Below are 22,205 nucleotides of genomic sequence, written 5' to 3' on the forward strand. Positions count from 1 at the left end.
TGAAAAAATAAATACATTTTTACTGTTGCAGCCATCGGCAAGCGAACCGCAAGTGCTTGCCGTGGCATAGTGAAAACCTTTTCAGGAACGATTATCGAGTCAGGAAAAATTACCGAGCGCCCAGCCAGGCGCCGGTACTGGTAGCTAACAAACCGATAATTAACCAGCTGCTCAACGCCTCACCCAGAATTAAAGAAGAGCCCAACCCTGCGATTGCCGGTACCAGCGCCATGCAGGAACCCAGGCGGGCAGGGCCGAGCCGTGTCATCGCCGCCATGTAAAAAACCATGGCTACCACCGCCACAATCACACCGTGATAAATACCTTGCAAGGCAATGTCTTTAAAGGGAACAAGCAGAATCGCTTTGGGCAACAATAAAATATAAACCGGCAGGTAAAGAATCGCCGCCAGCAGTGCACCGCCAATCGCCATTTCCCAGGGATCGAAGCCGGAGCGTTTTGCCAGAATGGTGTAAATGGCCCAGAGCACTGACGATAAAATTAATAGCAAATCGCCGGGCAAGGTATTTTCACTGCGCGAAAAAATATCCAGTCCTAAAAAAATCAAACCTATAGCAATCACCGGCAATGCCATGCGTAAACTGCTGCGTAGCGGTTCGCGTAAAATTAACAAGGCAAACAGCGGCACAAAAAAAGGCAGCAAACCGGAAATCAATACCGCCCCATGCGCCGCCGGTGCGTAGCGAAACGCGCTGTACACCACCAGCGAATAGGCCAGCCCGCCGGTAAGCGCCAGTGCCAGCATTTTTCTGTTAAATAAGGGAACCCGTTTCCAGAATAACCACAAGGGCAATAACACGGTGGCGGCCACACCAAAGCGCAGCGCGGTAATATCAAACGGATTTAAATCGCTGGTGCCACCCAGACGAGCAACCAGCACAAAACCTGACCAGATTAAAATGGTACCGGCGGCGAAAAAATAGCCGCTACGAGAAGAGGGAGACTGCATGAAAAACTCCGGGGAACAGCAGGGACCAGCCTGATAGAAGATTGCTCGGGTAAAAGGCTGGCGGGACTGGCCGAATAAGTATCTGCCAATTGGTTACAGGCTTCAAGCTCCAACGAAAATCGTATGGCTTGAGGTTGTTGTTGCCAGTTGTGTATTGCAGCCGGAATCGGGGAATGGATGAATCTGATGCGGGCTGGTTGCTTTTTGAGCAGGAATGTTGGTTGCCTTTGAATTACCGGTTGCTTCCAGTTTAGCTGCTCAAATGTATCGGGATAGCCGCCCTGAGACAGCGCTCACCCTCCACTATAGCTTCAACCCCTTGAATTCAGGGGCTGCTATCCCGTAGGCTTGGCGTCTTTGTGCCGTATCTACAGGAATTACTCGGAATGTCCGGAGTTAAAGAGATCGTACTTACCTTCAGCTGCAAGGACTCGAAAGGTCTGGTTGCGGCTGTTGCTACCTTGTTTGCAACCCTGGGTTTCAACATCAAGGAATCTTCCCAGTTTGAAGACGAAAACAGCCAGCGCTTCTTTATGCGCACGGTTTTTGAGTGCCCACCGGGTTATGCGCTGGGGCAGATTCGCCAGTTGTTCAAGCCGCTGGGTGAGCAGTATCAGATGGATTGGAATATTTTTGATACCCACGACAAGCCGAAAATATTGATTGCTGTCTCCCAGTGGGGACATTGCCTGAACAACCTGCTCAACAGCTGGCGAAATGGCACGCTACCGGTAGATATTGTCGGGGTGGTTTCCAACCATGAAGTGATGCGCGATCTGGTAGATTGGTACAAGTTGCCGTTTCATTATTTACCGGTAACCGCTGCTACTAAAAAAGAGCAGGAAGGGCAAATTTTTCAGCTGATTGAAAACTATCAAGCCGATTGCCTGGTACTGGCGCGCTACATGCAAATTCTGTCGGATGACCTCTGCCGCAAACTGAATGGTCGGGCTATTAATATTCACCATTCCTTTTTGCCCGGTTTCAAAGGCGCCAAGCCCTATCACCAGGCTTACGATCGTGGCGTGAAACTGATTGGTGCCACCGCGCACTATGTCACGGCAGATCTCGACGAAGGGCCCATTATTGAACAGGCCGTTGAGCGTGTTTCGCATATCAACTCGCCGGATGATATGGCAGAAATCGGGCGGGATATTGAAGCCGTGGTACTGAACCGCGCGCTGCGTTGGCATGCAGAACACCGTGTGCTGCTGAACGGTAGTAAAACGGTGGTTTTTTCACGCTAGATTGTTAAATATTGTTGGATGCCCGGCAAGAGCATCGTGCCGGGCATTTTTTTGCAGGTTCCTGTTTCGTCATTTTTATAAGAAAGGTCTTCCATGGCAAAGCTGATTTTCAGATTGAGTAACGTACCGGAAGATGAGGCTATCGATGTAAGACGATTGCTGGAAGAAAATAATATTCCCTATTACGAAACCGATGCAGGATTCTGGCGTGTTGGCGTGGACGCCTTATGGCTGTCGGACGACAGTCAATATGAACAGGTTAAAGCCTTGCTGGAGACGTATCAAAAGTCCCGCACCGCCGAACAGCAGCAACGTTATCAGCAGCAGGTAGCTGACGGCGAAGCCGAAACGTTTGTTGGCCGCAACGCCAGAAAACCTATCCGTTTTATTTTGCTCGCAATAGCAATTCTCTTTGTGTTGAGTTTCACCTTGTTACCTTTTATGGCTTTTTTGTCGTAATTTTTATTAGCACTATTACCAATAATGGTAACCATGATGAGGGTGACGCCAATTTTTTATGGTGTTATCCGGTGTTATTGATCTCTGCTTTTTCCTTCCCTATAGTCCATTGAATAATTCCTCAGAGCCAGGCTTGCAGACCTTTCGGCTCTTTCTCTTTGTTGTCTGATTTTTTCAAAAAAATAATGGCCGTTATAGCGGCTTTTTCTCTGTCTTTCATAACGTAAAAGGATGTTGGTTATGTATACGTGCGTGCGCTGGCCTCGACCCCTGACTCTGCGATTCATCTTCTTAACGCTATTTATATTACTGACCACCGCCTGCCATTCTCCCGATGTAGCCATTGAACCTGCGGGAAAAGTGCATGCTTTACAGGCGGTGGCAACCGCAACGCCTTGTAACCTGCCGGCTGTACCGCCTGCGGCCAGCAGCAGTTTGGCGGCATTTTCCCATTACTCCTGGCAACAATTTACCGCCCTTAATTGGCCTGCTCAGGCGGGAGTGCGCGGACAGCCCGATTGCAGCAAAAAAATCGGTGATGCCGGTGTTCGAGTGTGGGAAACCTATAAAACGACCGATCAACTGTTTTTACCGGACGCCGCCAACCCCGGCCCCTGGTCTGCCGGAGAAATTACCGCGTTTGATTTGAAGTATCGCGCCAAAGCCAATGATGCATTGCCGGTTGAAGAGTCGATTCGGCAAGCCGTGGGCGGTTGGCTTATCGATCAATACCGCAATCCTACCTATTACTCCATCTCGGTGAACCAGAACAGTTATGACTATGTGGTAAGCCAGGGGTTTTATGACCAGAACCGGGTAGCCAATGCAGCGCACATTCGTTTTCCGGACAATGCGCTGGAGGTAAAAGCAGCATGGCGTATTCTGACGCCCTCGGATGATAGCAGCCGCTATCACACCATGAACGCGATGGTGACCCGCTACGACGACCAGGGCAATCCGTCTGGCAAAGAACAACAAAAAGTGGGGTTGGTGGGGTTTCATATTGTTCGCAAGGCTGACAATTTTCCGCAATGGATATGGGCAACCTTTGAACATGTGGATAACACGCCGGACAAGTCCGGGCAGTTTGCCTCTTATTACAACCCGCACTGCAGTGGAAACTATTGCACACCCAATCAGTCGCCCGTTGCTAACAAGCAACCTTTTGATGAACCCAATCAGTTAACCCGTGTAACCGCCATTGATTCGGAAGTTGCCGCCATTAATCAGCAGTGGCAGCAACAATTTGAAGGCACGCCTTTCGCTTATTACCAACTGGTTTCTCCGCAGTGGCCGGAAGACCCGCTTGATCCGGGCAATCCGCAAGGCACGCCTACGCCCGGTGTGGTTGCCAATACCGTGATGGAAAGTTACATACAGCCCACCAGTAGCTGTATGGATTGTCATAGCACCGCGCGGGTGCCGGGTAACCGGGTTAAATCGGATTACAGTTTTATATTTCTGTTTGCCCAACCGGTCAGTAGCAACCCACAGCAAGGAGCGCAGTAATGAGTTATCTCAATGGACCACGTATCAATTTCTGGGGCGGTGGCAGCACCAATGTGGATACAGCCAACAACGAGCAATACGATGAAGACCGGCAACAACCGATCGTTGATCTGATCAATACCACGGTGACGGAAAGTATGACCGATGAGCAGGTTATTAACTTCCTGCGCTCTCCGGCTACCGCCAACGGGAACCCTTACTTTGTTAAAGGCGGTTGGAATTTTTACGGTGATCATCAATTTGCTTTTATGAAAAACAACGTTTCTTCTGCCGGTATACCCGGCGCTGTGTCTACCGAAGGTTCGTTGATTGACTTGCCGGTGTACCTGTTGGGTAGCCTTGACCCAGTGAGTGGCGATGGCCCTTATGGCGGGCCGGTCATGGTGGATCTTGATCCGACCAGCAGTGTTACTACACAGATTTACGCCGGTGGCTTAATGGTGGGCAATCCGGATAAGCCTGCATTATTAATTCAGGGCAGGGCGGTATGCCATTCACGCATGTTAGGGCTTCGTTACCTGGGTATTAAAGGGCCCTATGCAACGCCGGGTTCCATTTCGGCAAATGGCACTTTTCAATTGGCATTTAACCGGGCAGATATCGTCAGTTACGATGCTACTAATCCAATTTTACGGCAGATATTGGATAACCCGCGCACGCAAGGGATTATGGTGCGTTTTTCAATGTTTCAATTTTTTCCTGGCAAAGATACCGCAACACTTCAAAAAAATTACGCAGAAAACCGTAACGATGCCAACCCGTCGCTGGGCAGAATTATTGGCTCTATTGGCGCCTGGTATGAAGGTGAACTGGCAACCGAGTTAAACGGCCGTCACCTTGAAAACAAGCAGCTGCCCGGTGCACAGGGTGTGGCCAGCTATAACCCCGTCTTGCAAATGTTAAGTATGGATCTGATCAGTGCCTTGCCCGGCTCTGCTATCCGGCAAAATGGCAGTGATAACACCTTGCCGCCGGAGCCGAACATTGATTACGGCAATATTCATATTGTTGCCGGTGCTACGCCGGTGGCCAGTGTGGCTTCTTTACCTGACGATTATTATTTATACGGTGGCATTTATGATGTTGCTGTCGGGGCAGAATCAAGCGGGCTTATACAAAACAACCCGTTAACCCTGACCAGTGATGCCGGCAATTTATTGATTCAGGAACAGCCGGTTCGTATTACCAGTGACCAACGCAATGTGTATTGTGATCCGGCTGCCGAAACCATTAGGGTACGGTTGGGTGTGAGATACCTTGGCGGCCCACTAAGGCAGCCCACCATTCTGACTTTATCCAACGCCGCACCCGGTAGCCTGCCTGATGGTAACTTTCTTCAATACCCGCCGGTGGTAACGGTGCCTGCGGGTAAAAGTTATGTTGAATTTACGATTCAGACCAATGCAAGCAAAGACGGTTTTTCGCAGCTGAATATTGCGGCAAACTGTTCAGCTGGAAACTTCATTTCCTTCCGAAAATACCCCTTGCATGATTTTTCTGCGGTTATTAAAAGTGGCAATATTCCCTGGTCATTGGTCTATCAGGAGTGCCTGCGTTTTTATTATGTCTTGTTTCCGGCAATGTCAAAACGCATTCCTTTGAACGATGAGGCTACCCTGCAGGCGGTGGGCGGCGAGCTATTAAAGCGTCTGTCAGATGCCTATCGGGACACCACTTTATATATGCCGCTGACCCGCTCGATGTCACCTGGCAAGGTGGCTTTGCTGCGTGCCTTTATTGAAAAAGATCAGGCCAGTTGACTTTTTAAGGGCAGGGCAGGTTTTTTCATACGGCAATTGACAGCGGTGTTATTGGCGGTCAACAATCCTGACCGGTTTGGCTGATGTCAATCTGTTTGCCAATCCTTAATGGAGCCCGGTTTTCATGCGCCAGCGCGAAAACCGGGGCGTCAGGGGCGTTGTATCAATAAGGAAAAACCGTGCAATCTGTTATTCAGGCCAGAGCTTTTTTTGAGACACTTCTACAACAAAAAGAAATGCCTTTAAGCGAAGTGCTAACATTTTTTAAAAGAAAAAATGGCCGCATTGATGCCGCGTGGGCCGATCAGTTTATCTTGAGAATACATAACGGTGGTGCGCTGGCCCTGGTTGATGACCAGGGTCAGGCCTCTGCCTATTCCGCTGATGCCTTGAAAACCCCCGAGCGTTACTCGCTGGTTTTGAAAAATGCCGCCGTGTTGGACGAGGGGCGAGACGGCGGATATCTTGCATTGGGCGTGCCTGATTTTCCTGTTGAGGATCACCCGCCGGAAATTCACTGCACCCTGGAATATCATTCGCTGCTGCGTGTAGTTGGCGAGAAGCAGGGCGCCGAGCGACTGGCGGAGCGGGTCAGAGCTTTCAGCCATTTTTTTGCCTGGCAGTTATCTATCAAAAACTTATCCGTCGCTGCCAGCTTTTTCTCTCGCGAAACGCCTAAAAAATATGATGAACTTGTACTCGCCCAAAAGCTGCAGGAGTTGGAAGCCATCTATGGTGAATTTTCCTATTTTGATCGGGTAAGTGTTTATACCCTTTATCATGGTAACGGCAGCAATAAGAAACTGTTTCGGGAAATGTCTCTGCCAAAAGGCGTAAGTCGGGACGCGCGGCGGGGAGAGTCTGAATTTTATCTGGTGGCGATGCACTCTCCCGGCGGCACCATGATCGATGCAGTCAGAATAGCATTGGATATTATTGAAGAAGAGGGTGTGCTCAGGATTCTCAATATTGAGTGGTATGTGGAATAGTTTTCAATAGTTACAATAAAAAAGGGCATAAAATTTTTATGCCCTGTAAAGAATAGGTAAATATCTCCCAGGTTTTTTATTCGCTAATGAGCTCTTTTACCAGAGTGCCTGATGGCGAAAGATCGCTGGCTGACCAGTTTCCCGTCGGGCTGGCGCCCGGACGCAAGGCGGCGGTTCCCTCTACTTTGGGTGTGATGCTCCAGTTAACCCAGCTGATACCCCGTGCATTTAAGAAGTTAATCCATTCCCGGGTTTGTTGTTCGCAAACCTGACCGTCACCGGTCGCGTCGGCAGTTCCCCATTCGGTAGAAAATATCAGTGCGCCTTGGGCTCTCGCCTGGTCAACCTTGTCACGCAACCATTGGCCGTGTGTGCAGGCATAAAAGTGCATGGCGTAGCCGACATTGGGGAAGGTGACCGGATTGGCTGCAGCGTCGGTTACATCCTGACTCCAGGTGGCGGTGCCGACAATAACCAGGCTGTCCGGAGCATGTTGGCGGATAACCGGAATGACATCCTGAGCGTAGGGGCGAATTGCATTATTCCAATTAACGCCGCCACCGTTTGGCTCGTTGGCAATTTCATAAATAATATTGGGAATATTGCCATAACGGCTGGCGACTTCATCAAAAAATACTTTAGCTTGTTGCTGGTAAGTTTGTGGATTGCCATCACTGAGAATATGCCAATCTACCAGTACATAAATATCCAGCTCGATAGCCGCCTCAACAATTTCGAACACCTTGTATTTCACCGAGGGGTTACTGATGTAACCATCGCTGGAGGTGTACATGGCGGCGCGAATCACGTTAATGCCCCAGTCGTCCCTTAACCAGCGAATGCTGTCGATGTTCATAAATTCACCGTACCACTGCAGCCCGTGTGAACTCATGCCGCGTAATTGAACCGGCTGATTGTGCCGGTTTAGTAATTGGCTGCCGCTGGCGCGCAGGTGTCCGTGTTCGCTAACAAAGCCGCCCGCTGTTGCCCCGCCGGATGACTGGCTGCTTTGATGGCTGGAGAGGCTGCTGTTTGAACTACTGGATGACGAATAAACGGATGACACAGAAACAACACTGGAGCTGTAGCTTGATTGCGATGAAACGCTGCTTTGTTGTGAATTGCTATGGCAAATATTGCCTTCTACTGCTGGCTGTTCGGCGGCGCCACCATTTTTATTCACCTGGAATCCGAATTCCACATGCGTGCCTGGCGTGATGTTGCCGTTCCACGCCAAATTACTGGCTTGGAATGGATTACTGCCGGTGAAATTGGCATTCCAGCCATTGGTCATTTGGTTGTTCTGGTAATGCCAGGAAACATTCCAGCCGTTGATGGTTTGCGCCGAATTATTGGTAATACGAATATTGGCGGTGTAACCGGTGCTCCATTCGTTGGAAATACTATAGGTGCAGTCGGCAGTTTGTGCGTGCGCAAAAGGTGTGGCAATTAGCCCTGCAAGCAGCCAAAGCGCGGGCGTAATCAATGCATATCGACGTGCTGAATTTATCATGTTTTTTCTCCATGGCTCTGTGCGCTTTTGTCAAAGAGCGAGCCTTCAGTCATGAGTTTTGTGTAACAAAAAAACGGAAACCAGCGGCGAAGTGCCGCTGGTTGTTTTCATCCCTGAAGCTGACTTTCCTTGTACACGGAAGCCGCGTTATTGCAGTGGCGGGTAAGCATTTTGCAGCAGAATATCAAAGGCTTCATGGAACCAGCGACCGGCATGAGGTGCGCCTGGAATGGCACCGGTCAGCGTTCCATTCACGGTAGTGAAGGTGGGGTCACAGAAACGGTCAAACCCTTTGGCCGGATCAACCGGATCAATAATCCCGGCGGATGCAACACCATCAGACTCACCCGGTGGTTTCACCCACACGTAAGCATCAATACCTGGCTCCGGCGCTACGGTTGGGCGTTCGCCAATACCGCCATACTGATTACACCAGTTACCGCGATGTACACGGCCATCGACTTTGGAGTTGTTCACGAACACATCGAGAATATTGCTGGTTGATGCAACGGTAGGACGGTTGGGGCCGCCCCAGCCATTACGTGAGGTATCTACCAGCATGCCAATGGTGCTCGGGAAGCCCAACTGGATCATGCGGTTGCGCCAGGCTTGTACAAAGCTCACTTCACTGAAATGGTAATTCCACTCGTAGAAGGTTGCCGAGCGCACCGGGTTGCCGCCACCTGGCATGGTGCTGTTGACCAGTGAGTCGAGGAACGGCTCGCGCAGCGGTGTGTAACCGGCGGTGTTGGACACAAAACCGGCAATGCTATCGACGCCTTTTTCTGCACCTTTAATGGCATTGGCAATCAGCGTTGATGCCTGGGTGAAGTTGTTCTCCCAGCCCAACCAGCCGGAGTGGCCGATATCAATATAGCTGTAGACGTTTGGCAATTTACCCAGCTCTGTCAGGGTGTGACGGGTACCATCAACGTATCCACCTGGGCCCGCTGCTTCCTGACATACCGGGTTGGAAATGTTGGTCACCAGATTCGGTAGGGAATCCGGCTCAATAATCGCAATGATACGAATATCGCGGTAGTCCGGATCTGAAAGGATGTCGACGATCGGTGCGATGTACTCATTTTTATAACGGTTGAAACCGTCTTCTCTGATGAGCAATTCACCGTTGGATGCCAGCGCATGGCAATCGCGGTTGGGCAAATCATAAATAACCACCTGGAACAGGTTGGCGCCCTGATCCAGCGCTGCATCCAGATGCTCGCGAAGGCCCAGTTGTGATGGATCTTGTGGCGCAATCGCGCCAATGCGATCCATCCATACCGCTGTGCTCACATCAGCAATAGCGGCGCCGCCAGAGGCGAGTGCATTTGCTGCCCAGTCCTGGTTGATATACCAGTTAGCGCCCACAAAGGGGTTGTCCATGCGATCACTCCAGTCGCCGGGATTGCCTGGTGTGCTGCTGGAAGATGCACTGCTTACCGAGCTTTGCGAACTCACTGAACTTTCCGAGCTGGCCGAGCTGGCCGAGCTTTCCGAACTCACCGAACTTTCTGAACTGACAGAGCTTTCGGAGCTTACAGAACTTTCTGAACTGCTTGAGCTTGATGAAGCGCTGGAAACAGGCGTGCTGCTAACGCTGCTGGAACTTTGCGCGCTGCCGCATACATTCCCCGTTACCGTCGGAATTTCAGCAGTGCCGGTTGGTTTTATTCCCTGAAAACCGAACTCGGCGGTCTGGCCCGGTTGAATGGTTCCGTTCCAGCCCAGGTTGGTTGCGTTGTAAGGATTACTGCCGGTGACATTGGCATTCCAGCTGTTGGTCACCTGGGTGGCGGTGTTGTATTGCCAGCCTACCTGCCAGTTGTTAATGGCGGTGGTGCCGGTGTTGGTAATACGCACCAACCCCGTAAAACCGCTACCCCACTCATTACTGACCAGATACTGACAATTGGCTGACTGTGCCAGGACGGCCGGGGAGGCCGCCATCAGTCCGAGGCTTAGCAATGCTGCCAGGCCGAGCCCATGCTTTTGTTGAACGATCATGGTAATTCTCCTTATTTTTTTGATAAAGCCGACAAAGGTTGTCGACCCTGATAAGCGCTCCCAAGCCTCTCTTCATGACAAAGCCCGCTCAGCCTGAGCTGTTTTTTCCGGTGTCATTCCTCCCTGAATTGCGAGCGCAGAGTGGGGAACGTCATGCTCCCCCGGGTTGTTATTCCACACACAATCCCGTTTTCGTTGTGTCGCCCTCTGGCGGCGCAAGGAGAACCGGACTGCAGAAAGTACCCCGCCTGCTGGCGGGGTCGAAGCCGGGCATTGCGCCCGGAAAAAACGATGACTGCGAACTTGTTTGGGTAAGGCAACCTGCTGCCGCATTGGCTAAAACGGGCTCCGGCGTGTTTTTCATCGGTGTTACCGCTAAAAGTCATTGCGAGTGCTCTTGGTGTTTTTGAAAGACAGCGCTGTCATTTTTTGTTGTTTTAAAGGGGTATATTTAATTTCTCTGTAAATTTTTCAAGGGGTTTTTCGAGCTTCAGTTATTTCGTTTTTTTTAAAATAATGATTTTTTCGTATTTATTTTTATAAAAATGTTTTTCTCGTCGGAGAAATGTTTTCCAAATTAATCCCGGTTGCGTTTCAAGCTAATTTAAATTTTTTTGAAAAACAAATTAAATTAATGTCTTTTATTTTTGGTGAGAAGTAGAGCACATTTTTCTGGTGATTTAATTTTTTAGATTTGTTGCTTATTGGTAACTATTTTCTGTGTTTTATTTTTTAATAAAAATTTTATAAATTTTACTTTTGTTTTTTCTAAAAGATTTGAATATTAAATAGCTATATTGAAATGAAAACCTATTTCCAAAGTGAATTCAGTTGTTGCGATTTTTGTTTTTTAAGTTCGCTAGTAAAATTGGGTAATTGGGGTTTTTAAGCGTTTTATTTTTTATGCTTTACTTTGTTGTGATGTGTTTTTTATTGGTAAAAATTGATCTTGTCGCAGGAATGGATTTTTTTCGAGTTTTACGTCGTGTTGCAATTCATGGGTAAATGCTTTGAAGTGTGTCGGAAGATTTTATTGGCTAAATAACATTCGAGTCTGGTTGTTTTTATCCTGAACCGGAATATGGCTGTAAGTTTTGGCTAAAAAGTAGTTGTTTGAAAATAATGGCTTAAAGTGAATTATTAAAACCCTTTCCCTCGTGTGAAAATCTGATTTACGTAAGATTCTGTTGTTTTGTTTCATCGGGATCTTGCACTCCACCCTGCATTGAAAAAAATATTGGTAAGGAGTCTGGTATGAGAATCAAAAAACTGGCGCTCACAATGACAGCGCTGTCTATCTCTGCGGCAACTCTCGGGCACGGTTTGATTTCCGAGCCGCCTTCACGCAATTGGCTTTGTGGCGCCACCACAAAACCCCATGAAGCTTCACCCACCTCGGCCTGTGGCCAGGCCTTTGCGGGCGATATGAATGGTGGCTATCAATTTATGAGTGTGCTTACCCACGATGTGGGTCGAAAAGGGGTAACGCCTTTGCCAACCCATGTGTGTGGTTTTGATAGCGAAACCTGGAATGGTGGTGCCACGCCCTGGGATAAAGCCATCGATTGGCCAACCAATGCCATGACGGCTGGCCCCAAAACCATTACCTGGGATATTTCCTGGGGGCCACATTACGATGACACAGAAGAATTCCGTTACTGGATTACCAAGCCGGATTTTCAATTTCAGGTGGGGCAGGCCTTAACCTGGAATGATTTTGAAACAGAAGCCTTCTGCGTTATTAATTACGATGATAAAAATCCCACTGCCAATCCCAATGCCATTCCGGATAAAGGCAACGCTTTATTTCACACCGTTTGTGATATTCCGCAGCGTACCGGGCGCCATGTTATTTATGCCGAGTGGGGGCGGAATCAGTGGACTTACGAGCGCTTTCACGGCTGTATAGATGCCTCATTCAGCGGCGGTAGTGAGCCCAACCCTGTGGTTGCCAATATCAGTGCGACACCATCCGGTAACAGTTTTACCGGCGCGGGAACTGTTGCCTTAAGTGCTGCTGCGTCCACCGGCAACAATCTCGTTTATCAGTGGAGTATTGATGCGGTTAATCCGGCACTGTACAGCTTGTCGAGTACTACCGCCGCCAATACCACATTAACGCTTGCCAATCCGCAAGCCGAAAGCGCGGTAACGGTTCGCTTATTGGCCTCATCGGGCGGATCTGTCAGCAATGCTGCTTTCACGATCACGCACTCTCCCGATGTTGCTGGTAATTGGGCTGATCTGGGGGCACTCACACCCATTGCTCGTACCCTGGAAGCGGGAGACAAAGTCAATTTGCGTTTTGTGCGCCAAAACGGACAGGACGTGTATGTTCCATCGACTCCGCTGGATATTAACGCGGCGAATCAGGGAGCCGCTGAGTGGACGTATGCGTTGGCTCAGGCGGTCAATCTCGCCGCAGCGGATGTGCAGGTGGGGGCGCTGGATAGCAATGACAATGTTAATCCGGTGCAAAGTGCCACGGGTAATCGTATTTATGCCCAGCTGCCCTCTGATTACGCCAACGTGTATTTGAATATTCAGCAAGGCAGCAGCAGTTCTTCCTCCAGCAGTACCTCGTCAGCCTCCAGTGCCAGCTCGGTTGTGCCATCTCCTGGCGGCAACTGTGAGTACATTATTAGTAATGAATGGAACACCGGTTTTACCGCGACCATTCGTATCACCAATAAGGGTACAACGGCCATCAATGGCTGGACGGTGAATTGGGCGTATGCCGATCAATCCCGCGTCAGCAACGCCTGGAATGTGAATTTTTCCGGTGAGAATCCTTACGCTGCCAGTAACCTGGGGTGGAATGCCGCTATTCAACCGGGTGACAGTGTGGAATTCGGCTTCCAGGGCACCAAAGGCGCTGGCTCGGCAAGCACACCGGTCGTTACCGGTAATGTTTGCGGCTCATAATTAAGGCGTTTTCAAAATATCTTTTTTTATAAAGCAACAACAGGGATGTTGTAACGGAATATTCGCCAGCCCGAATATTCCGTTTTTTCAATAATAACCTTATCAATTTTCGCTTTTAAAAATTTTTACATGGCGGAGTTTTTATGAATATAAAAAATACCTTATCAACCTTGCTACTCGGTTTTTCGGTTGCGTCTCTTGGCTGGGCACAAACATCGGTGCCTTATCAATGGGACAGTGTGGCTATTGGCGGTGGTGGTTTTGTGTCGGCCATTGTGCCAAGTAAAACCGAGCCGGATTTGATTTATGCACGTACCGATGTCGGTGGCGCTTATCGTTGGGATGCCAGTAATGCGCGCTGGATTCCACTCACTGATTGGGTATCGGAAGAAGAGACCGGTTTTCTTGGCATTGAGTCTATCGCTACCGACCCACAGCAACCGAATCGGGTATATATGTTGGCGGGTATCAGTTATTTCAATAACGGTAAAACCGCCATTCTCCGCTCAACGGATTACGGACAAAATTTTTCAGTGCTGGATGTTACCAGCCAGTTTCGTGCTCACGGTAATGGCATGGGCAGACAAACCGGTGAAAAATTACAAGTCGACCCGCTCAACAGTCAAATTTTATATGCAGGAACACGCTGGAACGGTTTATTTAAAAGTACCAATTATGGTTCAACCTGGACTCGTTTGAACGGTTTGAATATTACAACCACACCGAATGAAAACGGAATCAGTTTTGTTGTGCTTGATGCATCTTCGTCCAGCGGCAGCCAAACGCAAACCTTGTATGTAGGGGTTTCCCGTTTTACCAGCCACGGTGCCAACCTATTTAAAAGCACCGACGGCGGCGCTACGTTTACCGCAATTACCGATGCGCCAACACAGAATATGCCGCAACGTGCTGTATTGGCGAGCGATGGTAATCTTTACGTGACTTATGCCGATGGCGCTGGACCACATGGACATTGGGCGGTGCCTGAACCCATGGAAGCAGGGCAGGTGTGGCGTTACAACACCGCCACCGGCGCCTGGACAAATATCACGCCGGCCGGTTTTACCCGTGGTTTTGGGGGCATCAGTATTGACCCGGCCAATCCGGCACGGTTGGTGTTAAGCACCATCAACACCTGGATGCAGCAATACGACGCGGCGTATGGCGACCGCATTTTAATTTCAACCAACCGCGGTGCCAGTTGGACTGATGTTATTGATCGCGGTTTTGCCATGAACAATAACGGTATTCCCTGGATTAATGGCCATGCGATCCACTGGACCGGCTCCATTGAATTTGACCCATTCAACGCCGGGCGGGTGTGGGTGTCATCCGGCAATGGTATTTTTAAAACAGAAAATATTAACAACACGCTGACCACCTGGGATTTCACCGTAAAAGGTCTGGAAGAAACGGTGCCGCTTGGTTTGGTCAGTGTTCCCGGTGGTCCGCTGGTTTCTGTGATTGGTGACTACGACGGATTCCGTCATACCGATGTACGCAGTTACGGACAAATTCATCAGCCCCGCATGGGCACTTCAACCGGCATTGCCGTAGCGGCGCAGAATCCGAATATTCTGGTGCGTGCCGGTGGCGGTGATAATCCGGGTATGTACTACTCCACCGATATGGCGCTGAGCTGGACTCGCACTGCCACAATGAATGGCACCAATGGCCAGGTAGCGCTATCGGCCGATGGTGCGGTGTTGCTGCACAGCCCGGAGAACAGTTCCACCAGCTACCGCTCTACCAACGTTGGTGGCAGTTGGAGCGTCGTGTCAGGGCTCACTGCCAACAATGCATTTCCGGTGGCAGACCCCATCAACTCACAACGTTTTTATGCCTACGACAATGGCCGTTTACTGGCGAGTAGCAATGGCGGCGTTTCTTTTTCTCAGGTGGGTACGCTGGCTTCCGGTGGCTCCAATGTTATTCGTGCGGCACCTGGTCGCGAGGGTGATATCTGGGTTGCACTTCACGGCGGCGGCCTGGCGCGCTCTGTGAATGGTGGTGTCAGTTTTACCACTATTTCCGGCGTGTCACATGCCGGGGCAGTCGGTTTTGGCAAGGAAGCGCCAGGCGCGAGTTATCCCGCTGTCTATCTATGGGGCACAGTGGCGGGAGTGAAAGGTGTATACCGTTCAACCGACACAGGTGCCAGTTGGATGCGCGTAAATGACAACGATCACGAATATGGCGGCCCGGGTAATGGCCGTTTTGTCATGGGCGACCTGAATATTTTCGGTCGTGTTTACATGAGCACAGCCGGACGCGGCATTGCATTTGGTGAGCCTGCGGCTGGCGGTAGCAGCAGTTCGGTTTCATCGGTTAGCAGCCTGCCGGTGGTATCCAGCAGTAGTGTGAGCAGTGTCAGCTCTGCCATTGTCAGCAGCCATTCCAGTTCAACGTCCAGTGTCGCCAGCGGTTCGGGCAGTTGCCAATATGTCGTCACCAATGATTGGGGGAGTGGATTCAACGCCGCTATACGCATTACCAATAATGGCAGCCAACCCGTCTCCGGCTGGCAGGTCAGCTGGCAGTTTGCTGATGCCACACGTATCAGCCACAGCTGGAATGGCGAGTTGTCTGGTAACAATCCTTACACACTGACGCCGCTATCCTGGAATGCCACCATTCAACCGGGTACAACGCTGGAAGTTGGTCTGCAAGGCACAAAACCCGGCGGAGCGGCGAACATTCCCGTATTAACCGGCACCTTGTGCCAGTAAGTAGAGGTTCAATAAAGCGGTAAAAATCGACTCCAGTGGCCTGTTTAAAGGGTAACAACGTCAACCGTGCACAATGCGAATTTGGCGTCGGAGCATTATTTCAAAATGAGCAAGCCATGGACGGTTTGTGCAAGCTAAAGGGATTTTATTAATGTGTTTTGAAGTAACCCCTGCTGTAGTCGAGGTATTGTTTAATAACGGGAACCGGCTCTTGTGGCCGGTTTTTTATTGCAGTAAGGTTCATCTCCTTCTTTTTAGCTAATACCTTGGCACCGTCAGGAAAAAAATAAATGAAGCTCTCACTGGCAAGTCTTTTTTTAATAACGTCTATTCCGCTCATGGCTTTCGCCGATGAACCGGTAAAAAAATTATCCCTCAGCAGTGAGTCATTAACGCTTACCCTGACGCCGAATATTGGCGGTCGGGTGTTGTCTGTAGCGCGAAATGGCCAGAACAATATATTAAAAGTTGGCGATGCGGTTCAGCAGCAGCCAGCGCCGCATGTTCATGCCGGCGCAGACAATATTGCTTATCTGGGCCATGAAATATGGGTAGGCCCGCAATCTGCCTGGTGGGTGCACCAGTCGGTGAACCCGGCGCGTGCAGCAAAAAAAGCCGTGTGGCCGCCTGACCCCTGGCTGGGGCAGGGAACCGACACCGTGATAAAGCACTCGGCACAGCGTATTGAACTGGAAAGTCAGCCAAGCCCGGTGTCCGGTTTGCAGTTGCGAAAACGTTGGCAACTGATAGAGGGCTTGCCTGACTCCATTTTGCTGGAGGCTGAAGCCGTTAATACGCGCGATGAACCGGTGGCCTGGGATTTATGGTTTAACACCCGTTTGCATCCGCAAGCACGCGCCTATGTTCCGGTCGCTAATAAAGAGCAGGCGCGTTTTCAGCACATCACTGATGAACAGCATGCACCGCTGGATTACCAATGGCATGGCAGCTTTCTAACGCTCAATCTCACCACGCCGGAAGCACCGGCGCAGGCGCGCCGCGGGAAAGTTTTTATTCAACCGGATGCCGGCTGGATGGCGGGTTTCTACGGCGAGCAGGTGCTGATCATTCATTTTCCTCTGCAACCTGAAGCGCGGATTCATCCGGAGCAGGGGCAGATAGAACTCTACCTGGAATATTTTCCGGGCGATGCCAGCGCCGGTTTACTGGAGATGGAAGTGCATGCGCCTTACGAAAAACTCGCCCCTGGCCAACGCATGTCGGCCACCGAAATCTGGACCTTGCTGCCTTACCTGGGGCAAGCCACTGCTGCCGAAGAAACCGCCTTTTTACGGGAGCAAATTCCGTTGTTGGAGCAGCGCTTGAATAAGGCGGGCGTTGCCATCAAATAATACTCAGGGTTTGGCTTGAGCGTTTTGGTCATGCCATAACAAACGGAGAACAGCACGTTTATTGATAAGTTGACGCGCCGGGCTTCTGCGCCAGCGAGGGCTTTGGCTTTACCGCGGCAAATGCCGGATAATGGCTCATTTTCTCAGGGTTTAACATCATGAGCGGTGAGAACTTCTGGTACAGCAAACCGGCCAGGCCACTGTGTGAAGCCAGCTTGCAACAGGCGATGGCGCGCCAGCAGCAGCTGACCAAGCCTTTGGGCGCTTTGGGGCAGCTGGAATCCCTGGCGGTGCATATTGCCGGGTTACAAGCGAGTGAAACTCCGCATATTGGCAAGGCGACGATTGATATTTTCGCTGCTGATCACGGCATCGCGGTAGAAGGTGTTTCTGCGTATCCGCAGGCGGTGACGGCGGAAATGATTCGCAATTTTGCCCGCGGCGGTGCGGCGATATCGGTGTTGGCCCGCGAGCAGGGTTTGCCGCTGGCGGTGCACAACCTCGGCACCGTCGCTGACCCCGAAGATTTACCCGGTGTAACGCAATATCACCTCGGCAAAGGCACCGCCAACTTTTTGCATGCACCAGCCATGACCAGCGAGGGTTTGCAACGGGCGTTGGCAGTCGGGCAGCAGGTGGCATCAGAGCGCGCTGCGGAAGATGTCGATCTTGCCATTGCCGGTGAAATGGGCATTGCTAACACCACCTCGGCAAGTGCCTTGGCCTGCGCCTTATCGGGTTTTCCGGCGGCGATCCTGGTCGGGCCGGGTACTGGCCTGAATGCAGACGGTATCAGCCGTAAAATCACCGTCGTGGAGCAGGCGCTGGCCTTTCATCAGCTGGCGAATCAATCACCTTTGGCGCAATTACAAGCCGTTGGCGGTTTTGAAATCGCTGCTATCACCGGGTTTTTTATCAGTTGCGCACAACAGGGTATTGTTGTGCTGGTAGATGGTTTTATCTGTTCGGTCGCGGCGCTGCTCGCCATGCGCATCAACCCGTCGGTTCGTCCCTGGTTGCTGCTATCCCACCTTTCTGCCGAACCCGGGCACAGTATTGTTGCGGAAGCTTTTATGTTTAAACCGCTGCTCAATCTGGGGCTTCGCCTCGGCGAAGGTTCCGGGGCGGCACTCGCTTTACCGCTGGTTAAACATGCCTGCCAATTACATACCGGCATGGCCACTTTTGCGGAGGCGGCCGTATCCACCGCTGCCAACGGCTCGCTGTCATGAGCGAAACCTTCTCAAGTACTACCATTGATTTATTCCGCCACGGTGAAGCCGAGGGCGGAAAAATTTTTCGTGGCAGTACCGACTCGTCTTTATCTGCTGCCGGGTTTGAGCAGATGACTAACACCATTGGTGTAAACCCGCCGCGCTGGGACGCTATTATCAGTTCGCCCTTAAGTCGTTGCAGTGACTTTGCCAAAACCCTGTCTATTCAATACGACGTGCCTTTGTACCTGCACAGCGATTTTCGCGAAATTAATTTCGGTGAGTGGGAAGGGCAGCTGGTGAGTGACGTCTATGAGGAGAACGCCACAGCGGTAGAAAATTTCTGGCTCGACCCGCTTTCCTCGCCGCCGCCGGGCGCAGAAACGATGAAAAACTTCCAGCAACGGGTCATCGCCGGTTGGGAACCCTTGCTAACAGAAATGCGTGGCAAACATATTTTGCTGGTGACCCACGGCGGTGTGGTGCGGATGATTCTGGCACATATTCTGGCGATGCCATTGCGACCTTTATCGCGCATCGCTGTGCCCGAAGCGGCCTTGTCACGCGTACAAGTTTTCCATGAAGCCAACAAACCCGACTGGCCACAAGTCATCTTTATGAACGGGGTTTATCCCTGATGGCTTCAATCATGAAGGCGATTATTATCGCTTTTTTATTTTTGACCCGCTTCCCTATGCCGCGCATCGAAAATATATCAGCGGCTGATAACGGGCGCTCTCTGGGCGCGTTTCCGTTAGTTGGCCTGGTTATCGGTTTATTACTCGCGGCGATTGCCTGGCTGGGGCATTTTTTATTACCACCCATCGCCCTGGCCGCGCTGATACTGGTGGTGTGGGTATTTATAACCGGTGGCCTGCATCTGGATGGTCTTGCTGACAGTGCTGATGCCTGGCTTGGCGGTTACGGCAACCGGGAACGCACCCTCGAAATAATGAAAGATCCACGGTGCGGCTCCGCGGCGGTAATGACCGTCAGCTGTTTACTGATATTCAAATTTTCGTTGCTGGTGGCTTTGCTGGAAACCCACAGCGCGTGGTGGCTGGTATTACCGCCCTTGCTGGGCCGTTGTGCATCAGTGGTATTGATGATGATAACGCCCTACGCCCGAGCCAGCGGCCTGGGAGCCGACTTTAATAGCGCCATGCCGCGCAAAAGCTTGTGGCTAATCATTTCTGGTGTTGCGATAATGTGCGCCTTATTTCTGCCGTGGATTTTTACATTGGCAGTGACTTTGTGTGTTATCCCAACATTTTTCGGGTTGCGTCAATTGATGATCAGCCGCCTCAATGGCACCACCGGTGATACCGCCGGTGCCTTGCTGGAAATTATCGAGGCCGCGGTATTGTTTGGGCTAACCATGGGTTTTTATCAAACCTTGACAGGTTTTTAACAGAGGAAAGCATCATGACCATCAGTTCCGAAGCCGATGTGATAGCGCTGAAAAAAATTGGTGCTATTGTTTCGCGCACCTTGCAAGCCATGCTGGATGCCATCGAGCCAGGTATGACCACCCGTGAGCTGGATGCCATTGGTGCAGCCCTGTTGAAAAAATACGAAGCCAACTCCGCGCCGTTTGTTACCTACAATTTTCCCGGCGCTACCTGCATCAGCGTTAACGAAGAAGCCGCTCATGGTATTCCCGGTGACCGCGTGATTCAGCCGGGTGATGTGGTCAACGTGGATGTATCCGCTGAACTCGGCGGTTATTTTGCAGATACCGGCGGCACACGTGTAGTACCTCCGGTGACTGAAGTGAAAGAGCGGTTATGCCGCGCTACCCTGGCCGCATTGGAAAATGCCATGCAATACGCCCGCGCGGGTAAACCACTCAACGGTATTGGCCGGGCTATTGAGCAAACCGCACAAAGCTGGCAATTCAGAATTATTGAAAATCTTGGCAGCCACGGCATTGGCCGCTCACTGCACGAAGAACCGGGTCATATTGCCGGTTATTACGATCGTAAGGACAAGCGCGTTTTGAAAGAGGGCATGGTAATTACCATCGAACCTTTCCTGTCAACGAAAAGCCGATTGGTGCATGAGCAGGCTGATGGTTGGACGTTGTCCGGAGTACCGGGAAATTTATCCGCCCAATTTGAACACACCATGATTATCACCAAAGGCCGGCCGATTATTACCACCTTGCATTAATAAAAAATGGCAACCATGGGTTGCCATTTTTTATGGTCCGGTTTAACCGGCGGGGCGAATAAATCGGTTAAACACCTTTCACCATCTGCATCACACTACCGGCACTCAATGAGCTGGCCTGTTGTTGAATTTGTGGCGCGTACTGGTTCTGCAAACCGCTACCGCGTTGTTTCAGTTCAGCAAACGTCTGCTTCAACAGGGCCGTATTCATTTGGCGGCCACCGGCATAATAACGTTTTGCCAAATGCCCCAGCGCATAAGTAGTGGCAAACGAAAAAGCCGCGCCGGTTGCTGCACTACCCAAGCCGCGACCCAAACCTCCGGCAACTTTGCCCAGCAAACCACCCATCAGTTTGCGCCCGAATTGTTCAATGTACTGCGAGGTTAAACCCACGCCGGCGGCAGTAATAAATTCCTTGATGTGCCCCTGATCCAGGTTAACGCCGTAGGCCTGACCAACGCGATACACCAGGCGAATTTGCAGCGGAATAATTGCCATGGTCGCCCACGACTGTGGCAGCAACTCCAGCGCACCGGCAAGAATCGCGCCTTTAAGAATACGGGAATCCAGCTCGGCCTCAGGAATTTGCAAGGCCAGCCCGGCGGGTGCGGTAGCAGCGGTGTTAGCACCGGCCGCCGGTTGCGCATAAGCGGTATTGGCGGTTTGTGTGTAAGGTTGGTTGTTCGCTTGTTGTTGCGTCTGATTATAAATCGGGTTGATCACATCGTTGGGCAACGGCATGGCTGCCAGCGCATCGGCATGTTGCTGGCTGTCGGCAGCGGCGGCAGCAGCCGTTTGAGCCGATGCGGTGTCCAACTTCAGCGCATGGTGCAGCTGCTGCAAAAAGACCTTTTCTTCCGGGCTTTGAATACCGTCTGCATCGCACACACAAACGGCCATTTCATAAGCAAGTTGCCGCGCACCCAGGTCATCACCCAGTGCCTGGCTGGCGCTGGCCAGATCAACACGTTTCAGTAACACGGCCTGATAAAGACGGGGCAATTCGGGCATACCACCTTCACCGGCCAGTGAGTCGGCCAGGGTGCGAATTTGTTCCCGTTCATCGTCGTGCTTGTGTCCATCGGCAAAGGCGGCCAGTAAAGCGATGGTCAGAATGCCCTGGTTTTGCCGGGCTTCATTCGGTTGGCTTGCGGTGTACGGGGTTGTCATACGGGAGTCTTCCCTTGAATTAGCTGTTTGAGAAAAAAAGCCGAGCACTATGGCAGTTGTTTGTTGCAGAAATATGACAGCGTGGCGGGTTGCCCGGGTCAATTTTTGCGCTGAATTTATGGCAGGTATTTTCGGCCCCGCAGGGCGGAAAACTTGCCGGGCATTATGACCACAAGGTTGCCATTTTG

At 51.0% G+C, this 22,205-nt stretch carries 16 protein-coding genes; 12 read left to right on the forward strand and 4 right to left on the reverse strand.

Translation table 11 applies throughout. The features are described from left to right. Positions 1-109: 109 nt before the first annotated feature. Positions 110-970: a DMT family transporter gene (locus C4F51_RS08450; protein WP_193908923.1), complete on the reverse strand. Its 861-nt coding sequence runs from the start codon at positions 968-970 to the stop codon at positions 110-112. Between the two features lie 386 nt (positions 971-1,356). On the opposite strand from C4F51_RS08450, the gene purU reads away from it, so the two are divergent. The 5 genes from purU to C4F51_RS08475 all read left to right on the forward strand — a co-directional run bounded on the left by purU (position 1,357) and on the right by C4F51_RS08475 (position 6,934). Then, positions 1,357-2,217, forward strand: a complete 861-nt coding sequence (purU, locus tag C4F51_RS08455; protein WP_193908925.1) for a formyltetrahydrofolate deformylase — start codon at positions 1,357-1,359, stop codon at positions 2,215-2,217. A 93-nt stretch (positions 2,218-2,310) separates the two neighbouring features. Beyond that, the gene (locus tag C4F51_RS08460) at positions 2,311-2,676 is read left to right on the forward strand and encodes a DUF6164 family protein (protein WP_193908927.1); all 366 of its coding nucleotides are present in this window, start codon (positions 2,311-2,313) and stop codon (positions 2,674-2,676) included. 240 nt (positions 2,677-2,916) lie between these two features. Beyond that, positions 2,917-4,185 (forward strand): hypothetical protein, encoded by a 1,269-nt coding sequence (locus C4F51_RS08465; protein WP_193908928.1) that lies wholly within the window; start codon positions 2,917-2,919, stop codon positions 4,183-4,185. Further along, a complete protein-coding gene (locus C4F51_RS08470) occupies positions 4,185-5,945 on the forward strand; it encodes a hypothetical protein (protein ID WP_193908930.1) in 1,761 nt (586 codons plus the stop codon). Before C4F51_RS08465 ends, C4F51_RS08470 begins: the two co-directional genes overlap by 1 nt. 179 nt (positions 5,946-6,124) lie before the next feature. Next, complete coding sequence (locus tag C4F51_RS08475; RefSeq protein ID WP_193908932.1) at positions 6,125-6,934, forward strand: hypothetical protein; 810 nt, start codon at positions 6,125-6,127, stop codon at positions 6,932-6,934. A 76-nt stretch (positions 6,935-7,010) separates the two neighbouring features. On the opposite strand, the gene C4F51_RS18320 is transcribed toward C4F51_RS08475, so the two are convergent. Both C4F51_RS18320 and C4F51_RS08485 read right to left on the reverse strand, forming a co-directional pair. Further along, positions 7,011-8,447, reverse strand: a complete 1,437-nt coding sequence (locus C4F51_RS18320) for a cellulase family glycosylhydrolase (RefSeq protein WP_193908934.1) — start codon at positions 8,445-8,447, stop codon at positions 7,011-7,013. A 147-nt stretch (positions 8,448-8,594) separates the two neighbouring features. Continuing rightward, positions 8,595-10,454, reverse strand: a complete 1,860-nt coding sequence (locus C4F51_RS08485; protein WP_193908936.1) for a glycoside hydrolase family 6 protein — start codon at positions 10,452-10,454, stop codon at positions 8,595-8,597. A 1,254-nt stretch (positions 10,455-11,708) separates the two neighbouring features. On the opposite strand from C4F51_RS08485, the gene C4F51_RS08490 reads away from it, so the two are divergent. The 7 genes from C4F51_RS08490 (at position 11,709) to map (ending at position 20,846) form a co-directional block, all read left to right on the forward strand. Continuing rightward, positions 11,709-13,379 carry a lytic polysaccharide monooxygenase gene (locus tag C4F51_RS08490; RefSeq protein WP_193908938.1) on the forward strand — a complete coding sequence of 557 codons (1,671 nt, stop codon included), beginning with the start codon at positions 11,709-11,711 and terminating at the stop codon, positions 13,377-13,379. Between the two features lie 143 nt (positions 13,380-13,522). Continuing rightward, positions 13,523-16,108, forward strand: coding sequence for a cellulose-binding domain-containing protein (locus tag C4F51_RS08495; RefSeq protein ID WP_193908940.1), 2,586 nt, complete (start codon positions 13,523-13,525; stop codon positions 16,106-16,108). 290 nt (positions 16,109-16,398) lie between these two features. Next, the gene (locus C4F51_RS08500; RefSeq protein ID WP_202987654.1) at positions 16,399-17,460 is read left to right on the forward strand and encodes a DUF4380 domain-containing protein; all 1,062 of its coding nucleotides are present in this window, start codon (positions 16,399-16,401) and stop codon (positions 17,458-17,460) included. 158 nt (positions 17,461-17,618) lie between these two features. Next, complete coding sequence (cobT, locus tag C4F51_RS08505) at positions 17,619-18,692, forward strand: nicotinate-nucleotide--dimethylbenzimidazole phosphoribosyltransferase (protein ID WP_193908942.1); 1,074 nt, start codon at positions 17,619-17,621, stop codon at positions 18,690-18,692. Beyond that, positions 18,689-19,312: a histidine phosphatase family protein gene (locus tag C4F51_RS08510; RefSeq protein ID WP_193908944.1), complete on the forward strand. Its 624-nt coding sequence runs from the start codon at positions 18,689-18,691 to the stop codon at positions 19,310-19,312. The genes cobT and C4F51_RS08510 overlap by 4 nt, the downstream gene beginning before the upstream one ends. Further along, complete coding sequence (locus C4F51_RS08515; protein ID WP_202987655.1) at positions 19,312-20,085, forward strand: adenosylcobinamide-GDP ribazoletransferase; 774 nt, start codon at positions 19,312-19,314, stop codon at positions 20,083-20,085. The genes C4F51_RS08510 and C4F51_RS08515 overlap by 1 nt, the downstream gene beginning before the upstream one ends. A gap of 14 nt (positions 20,086-20,099) precedes the next feature. After that, on the forward strand, positions 20,100-20,846 hold the full coding sequence (gene map, locus C4F51_RS08520) for a type I methionyl aminopeptidase (protein ID WP_193908946.1): 747 nt from the start codon (positions 20,100-20,102) through the stop codon (positions 20,844-20,846). 67 nt (positions 20,847-20,913) lie between these two features. Here the strand turns inward: map and C4F51_RS08525 are convergent, their stop codons facing one another. After that, positions 20,914-22,017 (reverse strand): DUF533 domain-containing protein, encoded by a 1,104-nt coding sequence (locus C4F51_RS08525; protein WP_193908948.1) that lies wholly within the window; start codon positions 22,015-22,017, stop codon positions 20,914-20,916. Between the last annotated feature and the right edge of the window lie 188 nt (positions 22,018-22,205).

The organism is Cellvibrio polysaccharolyticus (assembly GCF_015182315.1).
GTDB lineage: Bacteria > Pseudomonadota > Gammaproteobacteria > Pseudomonadales > Cellvibrionaceae > Cellvibrio > Cellvibrio polysaccharolyticus.

Bases quoted from the DNA above. Each gene is read 5' to 3' on its own strand.
- C4F51_RS08450 (WP_193908923.1), bottom strand. From the start codon at position 970: ATGCAGTCTCCCTCTTCTCGTAGCGGCTATTTTTTCGCCGCCGGTACC.
- purU (WP_193908925.1), top strand. From the start codon at position 1,357: ATGTCCGGAGTTAAAGAGATCGTACTTACCTTCAGCTGCAAGGACTCG.
- C4F51_RS08460 (WP_193908927.1), top strand. From the start codon at position 2,311: ATGGCAAAGCTGATTTTCAGATTGAGTAACGTACCGGAAGATGAGGCT.
- C4F51_RS08465 (WP_193908928.1), top strand. From the start codon at position 2,917: ATGTATACGTGCGTGCGCTGGCCTCGACCCCTGACTCTGCGATTCATC.
- C4F51_RS08470 (WP_193908930.1), top strand. From the start codon at position 4,185: ATGAGTTATCTCAATGGACCACGTATCAATTTCTGGGGCGGTGGCAGC.
- C4F51_RS18320 (WP_193908934.1), bottom strand. From the start codon at position 8,447: ATGATAAATTCAGCACGTCGATATGCATTGATTACGCCCGCGCTTTGG.
- C4F51_RS08485 (WP_193908936.1), bottom strand. From the start codon at position 10,454: ATGATCGTTCAACAAAAGCATGGGCTCGGCCTGGCAGCATTGCTAAGC.
- C4F51_RS08490 (WP_193908938.1), top strand. From the start codon at position 11,709: ATGAGAATCAAAAAACTGGCGCTCACAATGACAGCGCTGTCTATCTCT.
- C4F51_RS08495 (WP_193908940.1), top strand. From the start codon at position 13,523: ATGAATATAAAAAATACCTTATCAACCTTGCTACTCGGTTTTTCGGTT.
- C4F51_RS08500 (WP_202987654.1), top strand. From the start codon at position 16,399: ATGAAGCTCTCACTGGCAAGTCTTTTTTTAATAACGTCTATTCCGCTC.
- cobT (WP_193908942.1), top strand. From the start codon at position 17,619: ATGAGCGGTGAGAACTTCTGGTACAGCAAACCGGCCAGGCCACTGTGT.
- C4F51_RS08510 (WP_193908944.1), top strand. From the start codon at position 18,689: ATGAGCGAAACCTTCTCAAGTACTACCATTGATTTATTCCGCCACGGT.
- C4F51_RS08515 (WP_202987655.1), top strand. From the start codon at position 19,312: ATGGCTTCAATCATGAAGGCGATTATTATCGCTTTTTTATTTTTGACC.
- map (WP_193908946.1), top strand. From the start codon at position 20,100: ATGACCATCAGTTCCGAAGCCGATGTGATAGCGCTGAAAAAAATTGGT.
- C4F51_RS08525 (WP_193908948.1), bottom strand. From the start codon at position 22,017: ATGACAACCCCGTACACCGCAAGCCAACCGAATGAAGCCCGGCAAAAC.